Origin of the sequence: uncultured Pseudoflavonifractor sp. (genome assembly GCF_944387805.1) — a bacterium.
GTDB lineage: Bacteria > Bacillota > Clostridia > Oscillospirales > Oscillospiraceae > Pseudoflavonifractor.
Genome location: NZ_CALXGI010000001.1, coordinates 103,960 through 119,413 on the forward strand (window position 1 = coordinate 103,960; position 15,454 = coordinate 119,413).

Annotated in this window: 12 protein-coding genes; 8 read left to right on the top strand and 4 right to left on the bottom strand. The window is 60.0% G+C overall.

What is annotated here, in order from left to right; translation table 11 throughout:
* Positions 1-237 precede the first annotated feature (237 nt).
* The 3 genes from Q0K06_RS00450 to Q0K06_RS00460 all read right to left on the bottom strand — a co-directional run bounded on the left by Q0K06_RS00450 (position 238) and on the right by Q0K06_RS00460 (position 3,988).
* Positions 238-1,572, bottom strand: a complete 1,335-nt coding sequence (locus Q0K06_RS00450; protein WP_294547132.1) for an ATP-binding protein — start codon at positions 1,570-1,572, stop codon at positions 238-240.
* A 5-nt stretch (positions 1,573-1,577) separates the two neighbouring features.
* On the bottom strand, positions 1,578-2,294 hold the full coding sequence (locus tag Q0K06_RS00455; protein ID WP_294547135.1) for a LytTR family DNA-binding domain-containing protein: 717 nt from the start codon (positions 2,292-2,294) through the stop codon (positions 1,578-1,580).
* A gap of 236 nt (positions 2,295-2,530) precedes the next feature.
* Entirely contained in the window at positions 2,531-3,988 is a 1,458-nt protein-coding gene (locus Q0K06_RS00460) for a recombinase family protein (protein WP_365924131.1), read from the bottom strand.
* A gap of 540 nt (positions 3,989-4,528) precedes the next feature.
* On the opposite strand from Q0K06_RS00460, the gene Q0K06_RS00465 reads away from it, so the two are divergent.
* The 5 genes from Q0K06_RS00465 to Q0K06_RS00485 all read left to right on the top strand — a co-directional run bounded on the left by Q0K06_RS00465 (position 4,529) and on the right by Q0K06_RS00485 (position 10,565).
* Positions 4,529-5,236 (top strand): Crp/Fnr family transcriptional regulator, encoded by a 708-nt coding sequence (locus Q0K06_RS00465; RefSeq protein WP_294547138.1) that lies wholly within the window; start codon positions 4,529-4,531, stop codon positions 5,234-5,236.
* Between the two features lie 49 nt (positions 5,237-5,285).
* The gene (gene xdhA, locus Q0K06_RS00470) at positions 5,286-7,571 is read left to right on the top strand and encodes a xanthine dehydrogenase subunit XdhA (RefSeq protein WP_294547142.1); all 2,286 of its coding nucleotides are present in this window, start codon (positions 5,286-5,288) and stop codon (positions 7,569-7,571) included.
* Between the two features lie 14 nt (positions 7,572-7,585).
* Positions 7,586-8,473: a xanthine dehydrogenase subunit XdhB gene (xdhB, locus tag Q0K06_RS00475; protein ID WP_294547144.1), complete on the top strand. Its 888-nt coding sequence runs from the start codon at positions 7,586-7,588 to the stop codon at positions 8,471-8,473.
* Positions 8,466-8,972, top strand: a complete 507-nt coding sequence (xdhC, locus tag Q0K06_RS00480; protein ID WP_294547147.1) for a xanthine dehydrogenase subunit XdhC — start codon at positions 8,466-8,468, stop codon at positions 8,970-8,972. The genes xdhB and xdhC overlap by 8 nt, the downstream gene beginning before the upstream one ends.
* A 186-nt stretch (positions 8,973-9,158) precedes the next feature.
* Positions 9,159-10,565 (top strand): nucleobase:cation symporter-2 family protein, encoded by a 1,407-nt coding sequence (locus Q0K06_RS00485; RefSeq protein WP_294547150.1) that lies wholly within the window; start codon positions 9,159-9,161, stop codon positions 10,563-10,565.
* A gap of 75 nt (positions 10,566-10,640) precedes the next feature.
* On the opposite strand, the gene Q0K06_RS00490 is transcribed toward Q0K06_RS00485, so the two are convergent.
* Entirely contained in the window at positions 10,641-11,216 is a 576-nt protein-coding gene (locus Q0K06_RS00490; RefSeq protein WP_294547153.1) for a polysaccharide deacetylase family protein, read from the bottom strand.
* 502 nt (positions 11,217-11,718) lie between these two features.
* Between Q0K06_RS00490 and Q0K06_RS00495 the strand changes: the two genes are divergently transcribed.
* From Q0K06_RS00495 to Q0K06_RS00505, 3 genes are read left to right on the top strand one after another with little or no spacing between them, the layout of a single operon-like run.
* Positions 11,719-12,981 (top strand): amidohydrolase family protein, encoded by a 1,263-nt coding sequence (locus tag Q0K06_RS00495; RefSeq protein ID WP_294547156.1) that lies wholly within the window; start codon positions 11,719-11,721, stop codon positions 12,979-12,981.
* Entirely contained in the window at positions 12,974-13,975 is a 1,002-nt protein-coding gene (locus Q0K06_RS00500) for an LLM class flavin-dependent oxidoreductase (RefSeq protein WP_294547252.1), read from the top strand. The genes Q0K06_RS00495 and Q0K06_RS00500 overlap by 8 nt, the downstream gene beginning before the upstream one ends.
* 32 nt (positions 13,976-14,007) lie before the next feature.
* Positions 14,008-15,444 carry a M20 family metallopeptidase gene (locus Q0K06_RS00505; RefSeq protein WP_294547159.1) on the top strand — a complete coding sequence of 479 codons (1,437 nt, stop codon included), beginning with the start codon at positions 14,008-14,010 and terminating at the stop codon, positions 15,442-15,444.
* Positions 15,445-15,454: the final 10 nt, after the last annotated feature.

Sequence of the window (15,454 nt, forward strand, 5' to 3'; positions counted from 1 at the left end):
TTATTGTAGCATGTGCAGAGCCCTTTTCGGCGGTTTTACTCATGACTGGTCGGGATTCAGGTCCCATCTGCGTGCGCGTTGCACAAATGGTATGTTTTCGCGCACGACCGGTGTTTTGAATGCCGGCGGGAAAGGTGACGTTCGGCGTTTTGCACAAATGGCGCGGGACCACCTTCAGGACAGAAGAAAAGCGTGACTGCGGGTGTGCAGTCACGCTTTTCTCAAAATATTTAATTTTCAGGGCTCCCGCCGCTTGGCATCCAGAGAGAGCAGCGCCGAGACGATAAAGACGTCGCCCTCCTGGCGCATCAGCAGGTTCCCGCCGTAGAGATCGTGGATGATGTAGTACATGCTCTTGGTTCCAAAGCCGTGGAGGCTTTTGTCTCCCTTGGAGGTTCTGGGGAGCCCGTTGCGGAACTCGGGCTGGCGCTCATTGTAGTTCTTGATGACGATGCTGACAAAGCCGCCGTTCTGCCGGCAGACGCTGACCGAGATGCTTCGCTTCTCCTCCGGGCAGCGCTGCTGGCACTCGATGGCGTTGTCCAGGGCGTTGCCGAAAAAGGAGTAGATATCCGTGGCGCTCATAAAGTCCAGCGCCGCGCCGTCCACCGTGCAGGTCAGCGCAATCTTTTCGCTCTGGCACAGCAGACTCTTCTCGGTCAGAATCAAATCCAGATACTTGTTTCCCGTCTTAAAGAAGCTGTCGTAAATTTGGATAAAGTCCAGCGTCTCGCGCAGATACGTCCCGTCGGAAGCGCCGCCCTCCTTCCGGCTCAGGGCCAGCAGCTGGTGTTTCATGTCGTGGCACTTCATGTTAATCATGGAGATGGTGCGCTCGGACAGGCTGCGCTGCTTCTCCTGCTCCAGCAGCAGCTGGCGCAGGGTGTCTTTTTCATACTGGGTATAGGACCTGTCGTAGACGCCTGCCAGCAGCAGGATAATCAGGGCGGTACAGATGCTGAAGAGCAGGCAGTTGTTTGACAGGGTAAACGAGTCCAGGCTGGTGTTCTGCATGTAGGAGTTGAGAACGTTCAGGATCAGCAGAATTGCGGTGGCGGACACCAGCAGATACATCTTGTTGATGCGCAGCTCCAGTTTGAACTTGCGCACCCAGGACCGAATAAAGGTGAAGCAGAACACAGCATAGAGCGCCAGCATCAGCGCAAGCGTCAGGCTTTCAAACAGAAGGGACGAGACGGAGAAAAAGCGGTAGAGGAGAAAGTATTTTATGCTGGCGAACAGGTTTTGCATGCTGTATGCCACAACGCTGATATAGGCCAGCTGCTCCACATCCAGCCTGTGGCAAAAGGCCATGGCAAAGACCGAATAGATAAACCAGACCAGGAAGCTCCAGGTATAGTTGCGGACAATAAAAAAGGAACTGTCAAAGCTGTTGTTGAAGAACAGCGGGAGAAGGAGGAAGGGGAGCCACACCAGCACCCGCAGCCCGAAGAGCCGCCTGCGGGGGAGGTGAACAAAAAACAGCAGCTCTGCCCAGAACAGGCGAAACTGATAGGACTGTATGCTCTCGATTCCCCAGGCCAGAAGGTTCAGAACGGAGTCTCCGCCCATAACGGTCAGCCTCCTGTCTCGAAAAAGACGGTCAGCGCGTTGAGAAAGCCCTTCCGCCGCGCCCGGCTGATCTTCAGCTGGCTGTCGCCTACCCAGAGGGTATCGCCGTCAATTTTGTTTACATAATGCAGGTTAACCAAAAAGCAGTTATTGCAGCGGACAAAGCGGCTTCCGGCCAGCGGACCCAGCTTTTCCTCCACGCTTTTTAATGATTCCCATGACTCCAGGTCCCCGTTCACCGTGTGGTACACGACCAGATGCTTGTTGACCTCGACGTAGCAGATGCTGTCCGTGTCGATCCGGGAGAGGCCGCTCTGCGTTTTCAGGAGGACGGCGTGGTGCTGCCTGCCCTTGGCGGAGGCAACCGCCTTGTCAAAGCGCAGCGCAAAGGAACCGTAGGTCACCGGCTTGAGAATATAGTCGCTGGCGCCCACCTCATAGCCGTTTAAGGCGTACTGCGCCATCTGCGTGACAAAAATAAGGCATACGCTGGGGTCCACGATGCGCAGCCGCTTTGCCGCGCTCAGCCCGCTCATGAGCGGCATATTGATGTCCATAAAAATAATATCGTAGCGCGGTTCATAGCCTTCGATGAAGGCCAGTCCATCGGAAAAGCGTTCAATGGCAAAGCGCTCGTTTTTCTCCCGGCCATACTGCTCAATGCACTTTATAAGCTGCTGCGCTTCGTCCTCCAGATCCTCTACAACGGCGATGCGGATCATGGCCCCTCAACCTCCCTGACGCAGAGTAAATAGGTTGAGAATATTATCGCATAGATGCAATAACTTGGCAATACTTGATTAAATCCGGCAAAAATATGCACAAAAGACAGATGGCATTGCCCGATCGGCCAATGAAACGAAGCGGTATGCAGCTCCGCTGCTCTTTTTGCACGGCCCAATTTCTTGTTTTTGAGGGGACAGATGAAAAAATATCCGGGGAGGATGGGACGGCCGTCTCATACGCGCCAGAAAACTTCCGCCGTCTCTCCGGACAGCCTGATTTCCTGGATAAACTGAGCGGCCACCAGCTTTTTCTGCCCAAATTCCAGGGGGGCGAATTTCAGATGCTGCATTTTGTGGGACGGACCGGCATGCTGCCTGGCCTGGAGCTCCAGCAGACTCTGCCGCCTGGACTCCAGCTTTTTGACGGTGCGGTTGATATATGACATAGTCAGGTCGCTGCTCTCGGCCAGGGCGGAGATAAGCCGGTCAATTTTCCGGTCGATTTCGGCCAGAGCCGCAGTGTTCTCCCGGGTCTCTGACTGAGGGGGGCTTTCATCCGGGCACTCCGCCAGCAGCCGCTCCAGCTCCGCCTCCACGGCAGCCTCCAGCGTCCGCAGGTCCACCTGGATGGACGAATGGCACAGCCCCAGGTTGGAACGGCCGCTGCACACCAGGTAGTACTTGTCTTTGTCCCGGTTGACCTTGACGCTGTACCCGCAGGAGGCGCATTTCAGCAGTCCTGAGAGCCAGGTGTGCTTCCCACGGCCGGAATTGCCCAGCTGCCGGTTATGCTCCAGCTTATACTGGCACCGGAGCCACAGGCCGGAGGGAATCAGCCCGCGGTGGGTGGACAGGGAGAAGCGCTGCTCCTTCAGGTCCTGGTACTTGCCTGCGCTCCGGTCCCGTTTTCCCACAATCATACCGCCGTGAAGGCCGTCGAACTCCTCCAGCCTGTTGGAGAAAATCAGGCCTTTACCCTGATAGTATAGATAGACATCCTCGTCGGCCATGACGTATAATGGACTATGTAAAATGCGGGAGAGGGACACATTGTCCCAGACCGCCCGCCTGGGGGCGGGGATGCCGTCGCCGTTGAGGGAGCGGGCCACGCTGCCCAGGGAGGCCTCCTCCCGGGCGTAGGACTGGAAGATGCGCTCCACAATGGCGGCGTGCGCATTGGGAAGGAGGCTGGGAGCCGGTTTTCCGTCCGGCCCGGGCAGCTTCCCGATGGAGAAGCCGTAGGGAGCCGGGCCGCCGGGCCAGGAGCCCAGCCTGGCCCGCTGGTAGTAGTTGTCCCGCACCCGCTCTGCGGTGGTCTCCCGCTCCAACTGGGCAAAGACCATGATGATGTTGAGCATGGCCCGGCCCATGGGCGTGGAGGTGTCAAAGGTCTCGTTGATGGAGACAAACTCCACGCTGTGCTCTCTCAGAACCTCCCACAGCCGCCCAAAGTCGGCGATGGAGCGGGAGAAGCGGTCCAGCCGGTAGACGATAATTTTCTGGATCAGACCGCGCTCCACATCCCCCATCATCTGCTGAAAGGCCGGACGGTTGGTATTCTTGCCGGAGTAGCCTTTGTCCTGATAGATTTGAAATTCCGCGCCGGCCTTTTGCCTGCACAGGTTGATTTGTCCCTGTATGGAGAGGCTGTCTGCCTTGTCCACGGACTGCCGGGCGTAGATGGCGTCCAGAGGAGATGCCTCCTTTCTCCTTGCCCACGGCCTGCACTGCGGGGAGGACTAGGTGCGCAATGTCCTATGAAGAGCCGCCATACAGGCGCGATAAAGTGCGGCCAGAACTGCGGCGCGCTGTGTGCCGCTGTTCTGAACCGGATGCCGGTGCAGGATATTCATGGCGCTTACCTCTCTTTCATCGGGTATTCTGGGAGCATTCTATGTAAGGCCCCGGGAATATATGCCGCCAGGACGTGACACCCTTCAACGACATGCGGCGGAATTCCAAATGGCGCCGCGCCCTGCCCGGCTCATGTTCCTGCGGCGGCAACAACGCCGCGTAAGAAGAAAATTCGGACGGCGGAGGGAGCGCCGGAGACAGCTGGCTATATTGCGAAAAATACATGCGATAAATTGTACAATTCGGAGGATAAAAAACAGGCTAAAAAAGGACACATGACCTTTCTGATTGTGAGATATAGCGGATATAATGAAACCGTAAGGAGCGGTATCTGTGCCATTTGCTGATTCTGGAAGCTGCGCATTCTGAGGAGATGGATGTATTTGGAAATCTTTAAAGAGCTGCCCCAGGAAAAGCGGGCGCGCATGGAGCTTCTCTTTCGCAACTGTACCGAAGAGGTCCGGTATTACATGTCCCTGGTGGAGATCCCGGCCAATCAGACCTTTATCAAGGCGGGGACGGAGTGCACCCATATTTTCATGATTCTGTCGGGAAAGGTGACGGGGGTGGAGTGGCCCGCCCACGACCGGTGCTATCCGTTCAAGGACTTTGGGCCGGGCGATTTTTTCGGAGAAATTGAGTGCTTTGCCGGTCTGCCCTGCTACCGCATCAGCATCCTCTCGGCCACGAGGTGCCGGGTGCTCACCATCCCGGCGGTGTGCTACATGGAGTGGATGCGCATGGATGTGGACGCGCTGTTTATGCGCACCCAGGAAAACATGCACCGGCTGATTACCCAGACGGCGGAGGCCAGGAAGTACCTCTTTATGGAGGGAAAGGACCGGCTGATGGTCCACCTTATCCGGCTGTTTGAACAGCGGCAGCCCCAGCCTGACTGCCTGGAGCTGAAAAAGACCAGACAGCAGCTGGCGGAGGAGATAGGCTTTTCCGTGAAAACCCTCAACCGGAGCATCAAGCATCTGGAGGAAATGGGGCTGATCCAGGTGCGGAAAGGGAAGGTTGTCATCCCCCGGGAGGGATTCTGTCAGATGAAAGTCCATGTGGAGCACCATGTCAACGGCTGAGGGGCGTCCCGGTCCCTCTTCAGCCATCAGGAAACAGGAGGAGAGCACCATGTATGTAGGGAAGAATGTGACACGGGTAGACGCCTATGACAAGGTGACCGGACGCACAAAATATACCGACGATCTGTGCGACAGGGGCGCCTATGTGGCCCAGGTTCTGCATGCAACCATTCCCAGCGGGCGGGTGGTGTCCATGGACGTGTCGGCCGCTGAGGCCATTCCCGGCGTGATCCGGGTATTTACCTGCTTTGACCTGAAGGAGAAGCACTATTTTCCCACCGCGGGCCATCCCTGGTCCACCGATGTAAGCCACCAGGACGTGGCCGACCGGCTGGTCCTCACCGAGCGGGTGCGCTTCTACGGCGATGACATCGCCGCCGTGGTGGCGGAGGACGAGGTGGCCGCCGCCCAGGCCCTGCGGGCCATCAAAGTGGAGTACGAGGAGTACCCCTTTGTGCTGGATGTCCAGGAGGCCATGAAGGACGGGGCGCCTCAGCTCCATGAGGAATACCCCAACAACATTCTCAAGCACACATCCATCCGCAAGGGCAACTATGAGGAGGCCATCAAGGAGCCCGGCCTCATCAAGGTGGAGGGCTGGTATGACACCCCCACCGTCCAGCACTGCCACATCGAGAACTTCATCTGTACCGCCGAGATGACGGGGGACCGGATCAAGATCGTCAGCTCCACCCAGATTCCCCACATCGTCCGCCGGGTGGTGGGTCAGGCCCTGGGCCTGCCCTGGGGCAAGATACAGGTCATCAAGCCCTATATAGGCGGCGGCTTCGGCAACAAGCAGGACGTGCTCTACGAGCCCCTGTGCGCCTGGCTGTGCATGCAGCTGGGGGGACATCTGATCAAGATCGACATCCCCCGGGAGGACACCTTTGTCTCCAACCGGGTGCGCCACGCCATCCGCAGCCACATCATCTCCTGGGTGCGGCCCGACGGCACCTACGCCGCCCGCAAGCTGGAGGCCTTCTCCGACCAGGGCGCCTACGCCTCCCACGGCCACAGCATCGCCGCCAAGGGCATGGGCTGCTTCCCCCAGCTCTACCCCTGCGACAACGTGGAGGCCGACGCCTACACCGTGTTCACCAACAAGCCGGTGGCGGGCGCCATGCGGGGCTACGGCATCCCCCAGGCCATGTGGGCGGTGGAGTGCCACACCGAGGACGTGTGCGCCAGGCTGGGGCTGGACCCCATTGAGTTCCGCCGGAAGAACCTGATGCCCGTGGGCTTCACGGACCCCTTCTCCAAGAACGAGCTCTACTCCGACACCTTCAACCAGTGCATGGACAAGGGCATGGAGGTCACGGACTACCTGCGGAAGTACAAGGAGTACCAGAACCAGACCGGCGACGTGCGCCGGGGCATCGGCATGGCCGTGTTCTGGTACAATACCGCCGTGTGGCCCATCTCTCTGGAGACTTCCTCCTGCCGCATGGTGCTCAACCAGGACGGCTCCCTCCAGGTCCAGCTGGGCGAGACGGAGATCGGCCAGGGCGCCGACACCGCCTATACCCAGATGACGGCGGACATTGTGGGCGTGCCTCTGGACGCGGTTCACGTGGTCTCCTGCCAGGATACCGACGTGACCCCCTTCGGCACCGGCGCCTATGCCTCCCGCCAGACCTACACGGCGGGCTTCTCCATCCGGCAGACCGGCGCCCTGCTGAAGGAGCGCATTCTGAAGTACGCCCACCAGCTGACCCGGATGCCCCCCTACAACCTGGACATCGTGGAGGGCAACATTGTCCGCATCACCGACGGGCGGGTGCTGATGACCCTGGGCGAGCTGGCCACCGAGGCCCTGTACAGCCTGACAGACAGCCAGCACATCACGGCTGAGAGCACCGCCCAGATTAAGTCCAACGCCTACTCCTTCGGCTGCACCTTCGCCGAGGTGGAGGTGGATATCCCCCTGTGCAAGGTCAAGCTCCTGGACATTGTCAACGTCCACGACGCGGGCACCATCATCAACCCGGCCCTGGCCGAGGCCCAGGTCCACGGCGGCATGAGCATGGGCATCGGCTATGGCCTGTCGGAAAAGCTGATGTTTGACCCCAGGACCGGCCGGGCGCTGAACAACAACCTGCTGGACTACAAGCTCTCCACCTTTATGGATCACCCCCGCCTGAGGGCCTATTTCGTGGAGAACCCGGAGCCTACCAGCGCCTTCGGCACCAAGGCCCTGGGCGAGCCGCCCACCTGCTCGGTGGCCCCCGCCATCCGCAACGCCATCTACCACGCCACCGGCGTGGCAGTGGATGAGGCGCCGGTCAACCCCCATATCCTGTTCCGCAGATTCCGTGAAGAAGGTCTGATCTAAGGAGGCGGCAGTCTATGTATGATATCAAAGCGCTCTATGAGGCTGAGAGCGTACCCCACGCGGTACAGCTTCTGGTGGAGCACCCCGAGGCCCAGATCATTGCCGGCGGCAGCGACGTGCTGGTTCAGATCCGGGAGGGAAAGCGGGCCGGCAAGGAGCTGGTGAGCATCTATGGGCTGGACGAGCTGCGGGGCGTGTCCTGCGAGGAGGACGGCGCCCTCCGGATCGGGTCCCTCACCAGCTTCTCCCACATCGCCCGGGCCCCCCTGATCCAGGAGCACATCAAGGTGCTGGGCGAGGCAGTGGACATGGTGGGCGGGCCTCAGATCCGCAACATCGGCACCATCGGCGGCAACACCTGCAACGGCGTCACCTCTGCCGACTCCGCCTCCACCCTCTTCGCCTGGGACGCCATCGTGGAGATCACTGGCCCCGAGGGGGTGCGGCGCATGCCCATCCAGGCGTTCTACATCAAGGCCGGCCAGGTAAACCTGCGCCCCGGCGAGCTGCAGACCGCCATCATCATCCCCAAGGCCGCCTATGAGGGGTACAAGGGGCACTACATCAAGTACGCCATGCGCAACGCCATGGACATCGCCACCATCGGCTGCTCGGTCAATGTCAAGCTGTCGGCGGACAAGCAGACTATGGAGGATGTGCGCATCGCCTACGGTGTGGCGGGCCCCATCCCCATGCGGGCCGTCCACGCCGAGGAGCGGGCCAAGGGCCGGCCGGTTGCCGGGGAGGAAGTCAGGGCCGCAGCCCGGGCTGTGCTGGAGGACATCCACCCCAGAGACAGCTGGCGCGCCGCCAAGGATTTCCGGGAACACATCGCCGTGGTGCTGGCCGAGCGGGGACTCAGGGAGGCAATCCGTCTTTCGGGAGGTGAAATCCATGCCTAATCAGTATAAGCTGGTATCCTGCACCATCAACGGCAAAAAGGTCGAGAAGATGGTGGATGTGCGCGCCTCTCTCACCGACATGCTTCGAAACGATTTCCGCCTGACCAGCGTGAAGAAGGGGTGCGAAGTGGGCGAGTGCGGCGCCTGCAATGTGCTCATCAACGGCGAGACCTTCAACTCCTGCATCTATCTGGCTGTCTGGGCCGACGGCAAGGAGATTGTGACCCTGGAGGGCCTGGCCGGCCCCAACGGCGAGCTCTCCGACATCCAGCAGGCCTTTATCGACGAGGCCGCAGTGCAGTGCGGCTTCTGCACCCCCGGCTTTGTGATGAGCGCTGCGGAGCTGCTGGCCGCCGGCCGGGAGTTCTCCGACGATGAAATCCGCAAAATGCTGTCCGGGCACCTGTGCCGCTGCACCGGCTATGAGAATATCTTCCGGGCCGTGAAGAAGACCATGCTGCGCCGGCTTGGAAAGAATGCCGAGGCGGACGCGGTATAACCGCCCCGGAAAAAGCGCCTGAATCCATATCCGACCCCAAATGTCACGCCCTCCGGCTGCGTCAGTGTCCGATCCAAACTGTGAGAGAGCTGCGGCCAGCCGGAGGCATTTTTCCAGCTTATAGCTAAAAAATAGTTATGTGCAATGAAAAATAAAATTTATTCGTCAGACGATGAGAGGTGCGAAATGGAAAACAAGGAAGCGAATGTGAAGACCGTCACCGTGGAAAATATCTACCGGCTCAATGGGCGCGTCCCGCTGTCCAAGGCCATCCCCTTCGGCCTGCAGCATGTGTTGGCCATGTTTGTATCCAACCTTGCCCCGGTGCTCATTGTGTGCAGCGCCGCCCTGGTGCGGGGGACGGAAAATCACCTCACCGCAGTGGAGATCACCCGCCTGCTCCAGTGCGCCATGTTTGCCGCCGGTATCGGCACCTGCATGCAGCTCTACCCCATCTGGAAAATCGGCTCCAAGCTGCCCATCGTAATGGGCGTCAGCTTCACCTTCCTTGGAAGCCTCCTGATCATTTGCACCAATCCGGATCTGGGCTATGAGGGGATGATTGGCGCGGTCATCCTGGGCGGCATTTTTGAGGGCCTGGTGGGCCTGAGCGCCCGGTACTGGAAGCGCTTCCTCACGCCTGTGGTGTCCTCCTGCGTGGTTGTTGCCATCGGCCTGTCCCTGCTGCCCGTGGGCATGAACTCCTGGGGCGGCGGCAGCGGCTCTGCCGACTTCGGCTCCTGGTATCACCTGGTGGTGGGCCTGTTCACCCTGCTGGTCTGCCTGGTGTCCCGCTACCTCCTCAAGGGCGTGTACAAGAACCTGAACATTCTGGTGGGCCTCATCGCCGGATATATTCTGGCCGGTATTTTTACCCTGGCCGGCGTGGCGCCGCTGGTGGACTTCTCCGGCATCGGCAGGACGGTGGGGGAGATCGGCTTCTTCAGCCTGCCCCGGCCTGTATTCTTTACCGGGCATATGCCGGTGTTTGACCTGGGCGCGTTCTTTACCATCGCCATCGTATTCCTGGTCTCGGCGGCGGAGACCACCGGCGCCACCACCGCGGTGTGCAAGGGCGCCCTGGACCGGGACCTGAAGATTGAGGAGCTCCAGGGCTCCCTGGCCGTGGACGGCTTCTCCAGCACCATCTCCGGCTGCTTCGGCTGCCTGCCGCTGACCTCCTTCAGCCAGAACGTGGGCCTGGTGACCATGACCGGCGTCATCAACCGCTTCACTATCTTCATGGGTGCGCTGATTATGATTCTGGCCTCCCTCTTTCCGCCGCTGGGCGCCTTCTTCAACTCCCTGCCCCAGTCCGTTCTGGGAGGGTGCACGGTGATGATGTTCGGCTCTATTCTGTATGAGGGCGTCAAGATGCTCAAGGACTGCAAGTTCAACGACCGCACCATGATCATCGTCTCCCTGTCCTTCTGCGTGGGCGTGGGCCTGACCCAGACCGACGGCAACTTCTTCAGCGCGTTCCCCGCCGCTGTGGGCGACATTTTCAACGGAAATGCCGTGGCCGGTGTGTTTGTGGTGGCGCTGCTGCTCAGCCTGTTCCTGCCCAAGAGCAAGGATACCGACGAGGAGTGAGCCGGCGGAAATACCGCAGAGATCAAATCAGACATAAAACCAGCCCCTGCCGCCAAGCGGCAGGGGCTGGTTTCGTTATGAGTGCGTCTGCTCTGGGAGGCAGGGGCTTGAAGCTGTCTGGGAAACATCCACGTCCCACTGGATGGGTTCCATGCCGATGGAGCGGATGGCGCTGATGACGGTGTCGTTGTATTCGCCGTAGGGCGGGCGGATCAGAGTGGGACGCACCCCTGTGACCGCCTCAATCTTGTCGCTGCACGCCTCCACATCTGCGATGATCTCCTCCCGGGAGAGCTTTGACATATGGGCGTGGGTGTTGGAGTGATTCATCACCTCATGCCCCGCGTCGTGGAGAGCCTTGACAGACTCGGGATATTTGTCCACCCAGTCCCCCACCACAAAAAAGGTGGCCTTTACATTGTACCGGCCCAAAATGTCAATGAGTTCCTGGGTGTCCTCATTTCCCCAGGCGGCGTCAAAGGAGATGGAGATCATCTTCTGATCCCGCTGCACGCAGTAGATGGGCAGCTGGCGGGTGGCGGCGGACGCGCCTACCACAGCGGGATGATTGACCACGTAGAACATGGCGGCCGCAGCCAGCACACAGGCAAAGGCCGCCAGGATTTTGCGCCGGACCAATAACAACTTCATAGTCAGATACCTCCCAGAGCTTTTTGTGGTATCTATCATATGTGTGGGGAAGAGGCGGCATGTCGGCGGAGGAGAGAGGGCGGAAAACAAAGGCACGCTAAAGAGGGAGAAAGTGGAGACGGATTGTTAAGGAATCCAGACAAATGGGGAATTTAAATCGACTGTGTGAACATTGGTTTTCTCCTGAAAGACACTTGAACACTTTAACCTGATATAGTATGAAAACTTTTTCAGAGAAAACGCCATTCACAAAATGAATAAATATTTAATGGAAATAGATGGGAATATTAAGAGGAAAAAGCGGATGAAGGGGTAAAAATGTCTTAACAAAAATAAAAAAGGCAGACAATGAAACTAAAAAAGTACGAAATGGAAAGAAAAAGAAAGGCGCGCCGCAGAAAACACTTGCATATAGATAAAGACTAGACTATAATAATCAACAATAAAAAACACGACGAATTTGGTCAAGTATTTTTCGTCAGGCAAAAGGAGCAGAGGAACTGTGAGGACAATACTGATTCGCTGCGGAAAGCTGTTCGACGGGATTCGGGACGAGCTGCAGCCTGAAATGGAAATTCTGGTCAAGGGGAATCGGATTGAAATGGTGGGGAAGAACCTGCCGGCAGGTGAGGAGTGCCGGGTGGTGGACCTGTCGGACAAGACGGTGACGCCCGGCATGATTGACGCCCACGTCCACGCCGACGCCTTTGACAACGACAAGATGTTCATGGAGACCATCTTCGCCTCCTCCACTTACCGGGCCCTGGGGACCCTGCACACGCTTCAGCACGCCCTGCGCCGGGGCTTTACCGCCATCCGGGTGCCCGGCACCATCGAACCCTTTGACTACGGCATTGCCGATGTGGCCCGCTCCATCGAGCGGGGGTACTTTGACGGCGCCCGGCTGGTCTACTCCTTCGGCGCCCTGGGCACCCCCGGCGGCCACACCGACCTGAGCCAGCGGCTGTACCAGAACCCCCTGCTGGCGGAGATGTACACCAGCAAGGTCCAGGGGCTGGGCAACGGGGCTGACTTCTTCCGGGGGGCGGTGCGCCAGCAGGTGAAGTACGGCGCCCAGTTCATTAAAATCATGGCCAGCGGCGGTTTTGCCTCCCCCAACGACAGCCCGGAGGACAAACAGCTCACCGACGAGGAGTTCGCCGCCATTATCGACACCGCCCACGCCCTGGGCAAGCCCTGTACCGCCCATGTGTACGCTCCCTATGTGATGCAGTGCCTGCTGGATCTGGGCATCGACGGCATGGAGCACGGCTCCCTCATGGATGAGGAGACGGCGGAGCGGTTCGAGCAGTCGGGGACCTATCTGGTGCCAACCTTCCTGCCCTACGAGGAGATTGTTCACCCCGACGAGGAGAAGCTGGCCAAAAAGGAGCCTGTCTTTCAGCGGAAGCTGCGGCAGTACCAGGCCCGGCTCCAGAACAGCCGGGAGATTATCCGCAAGAGCAATATCCGCCTTGGCTACGGCACCGATCTGGTGGCAGTGTACCAGCCCTACGAAAACGGCAGAGAGTATGCCTGCTGGCTCCGCAGCGGAATGGACCCCTTCCGGGCGCTCAAGGCGGCCACCAGCGTCAACGCCCAGATCCTGGGCCTGGACCAGGTGGGCACCATCGAGCCGGGCAAGCTGGCCGACATTGCCGCCTGGAACCGGGACCTGCTCACCGACGAGAACGCTCTGCTGGACTGCGCCTTTGTCATGAAGGACGGCGTGGAGTACGAGACGGAGTGTGGACTGGATGGATGAGCAGGGCTTTACGCTGGCGGAGACCGGCGTCTCCTTTCCCGGAGGACTGAGCGCCGACGTATTGATGAACACGGTCCGGCAGGCGGAGGCGGACGGCTTCCGCTCCTGCTGGATCTCTGAGGACTATTTCAACGGCGGGGCCATGGCCACTGCCGGGGCTCTGGCCGCCGTCACCAGCCGGATCGAGCTGGGGGTGGGGGTGGTCAACCCCTATACCCGCACCCCGGTGCTCACCGCCATGGAGGCAGCGGCGGTGGACGCGGTATCCCGGGGACGGTTCATGCTGGCCATGGGCTCCAGCAACCGCCGCTGGATTGAGGAGAAGATGTGTATCCCGTTCCAGAAGCCCATCACCCATGTGGCGGAGGCGGTAGAGATGATCCGCACCCTTATCGGCACCGGCCGCCTGGACTTTGACGGACAGTGCCTCCACGCCCACAATGTGGCCCTGGATTTTGTGCCCTACCGGCGGGATATGCCGGTATATATGGGCGTCCGGGGCGAGCGGGCCCTGGGGCTGGCAGGGGAACACGCCGACGGCGTGCTGCTGTCCATTATGAGCGCTGCCCCCTATGTGGCCTGGGCAAGAGAGCAGGTGGATCAGGGGGCTGCCCGGGCCGGCCGCGCGGAACGGGTGCAGATAGCCGCCTACATCCCCCTGTTTGTGGGCGACAGGGAGGAGGGGCGCAGAGCCTTTGCCAATACCTTGTCCTTCTATCTGGGCCGGTCGGCGGAGCAGCCCTTTGTCCGTCAGTCCGGGGCGCTGCCCCGGGAGATCGCCCCCATCGCCGCCAAAATCGCGGCGGGGGAGGACGCGTCTGACCTCATCACCTGGGAGCTGGCCGACCGCTTTGCCGTTATCGGCAGCCCGGATCACTGCCGGGAGCGGCTGGCCGAATACCGCGCCGCCGGACTGGACCAACCCATCCTGTGCGCCTGCGACGGCGTCAGCGCCCTGGATATGATGGGCTTTGCCAAAGAAATTCTGAAGTAATTACATAGATATTTAGAAAGAAGGCATGTGTCATGGAACGGAAAGACGAGATTGATGCACTGGTAGAGGATAACTCCGCCGTATTCGAGGACGTAGCCGACCAGATCTGGGGCTTTGCCGAGATGTGCTATGAGGAAAAGCAGTCCGCTGCCCTCCAGAAGAAGGTGCTGCGGGAGCTGGGCTTTACCATCAACGACCAGATCAAGGGCATGGACACCGCATTTATCGCCTCTTACGGCGAGGGACACCCCATTATCGCCATTCTGGGCGAGTACGACGCCCTGGCCGGCCTGAACCAGACGGCCGACTGCGTCGACCGCAAGCCCATGGAGGAGGGCAAGCCGGGCCATGGCTGCGGCCACAACCTGCTGGGCGCCGGGTCCATGTGCGCGGTGAACGCGGTGAAGAAGTACATGGAGGCCCACAATGTGAAGGGCACCATCCGGTACTACGGCTGCCCTGCTGAGGAGGGCGGCAGCGCCAAGACCTTCATGGTGCGGGACGGCTACTTCAAGGACTGCGACATTGAGCTGTCCTGGCACCCCGCCCAGTTCAACTACGGCTGGGACGGCGTGGACTGCCTGGGCACCTATAACGTTCTGTTCAAGTTCAAGGGCATTTCCGCCCATGCGGCCGCCTGCCCCCAGCTGGGCCGCAGCGCGCTGGATGCCTGCGAGCTGATGAACGTGGGCGTCAACTACCTGCGGGAGCATGTTATCCCCGAGGCCCGCATGCACTACGCCTATCTGAACGCCGGCGGCACCGCCCCCAACGTGGTCCCCGCCGAGGCTGAGCTGAGCTACGTCATCCGCGCCCCCAAGATGAGCGATATGTATGACATCGCCGACCGGGTCATCAAGTGCGCCCAGGGCGCGGCCCTGATGACGGGGACTGAGATGACCTACAAGGTGGTCTCGGGCACTTCCAACCTCATCAGCACCAAGATTGTCCGGGACCGCTTTGACGCCAATCTGGACAAGTACCTCCCCGTGCCCTACACCGAGGAGGAGCTGGCCTACGCCAAAAAGTTTAAGGACACCCTGGACAAGAGCGATGAGAAGCGGCTGATCCACTGCATCCAGCTTGCGTACCCCGAGAAGAGCAGCGAGGAAGTGCGGGCCATGTATGAGGAGCCCATGGCAAACTGGTACTGCCACGAGGTGGGCAACGGCGCTTCCACCGATGCGGGCGACGTGTCCTGGGTGGTGCCCGGCTGCCAGCTCCACGTGGCCTGCTATCCTGCCGGCCTGCCCTTCCACTCCTGGCAGATGGTGGCCATGGGCAAGTCCAGCCTGGCCAAGAAGGGCATGAAAACCGCCGCCAAGGTGCTGGCCATGACCGCCCTGGACTTTATGCTGGATCCCGCCATGCTGGAGCAGGCCCGGAAGGACTATCTGGCAGCGCTGGACGGCGAGACCTACCGCTGCCCCCTGCCCGACGACCTGCAGCCCGGCGACAAGAGCCTTTAAGCCACCGGAA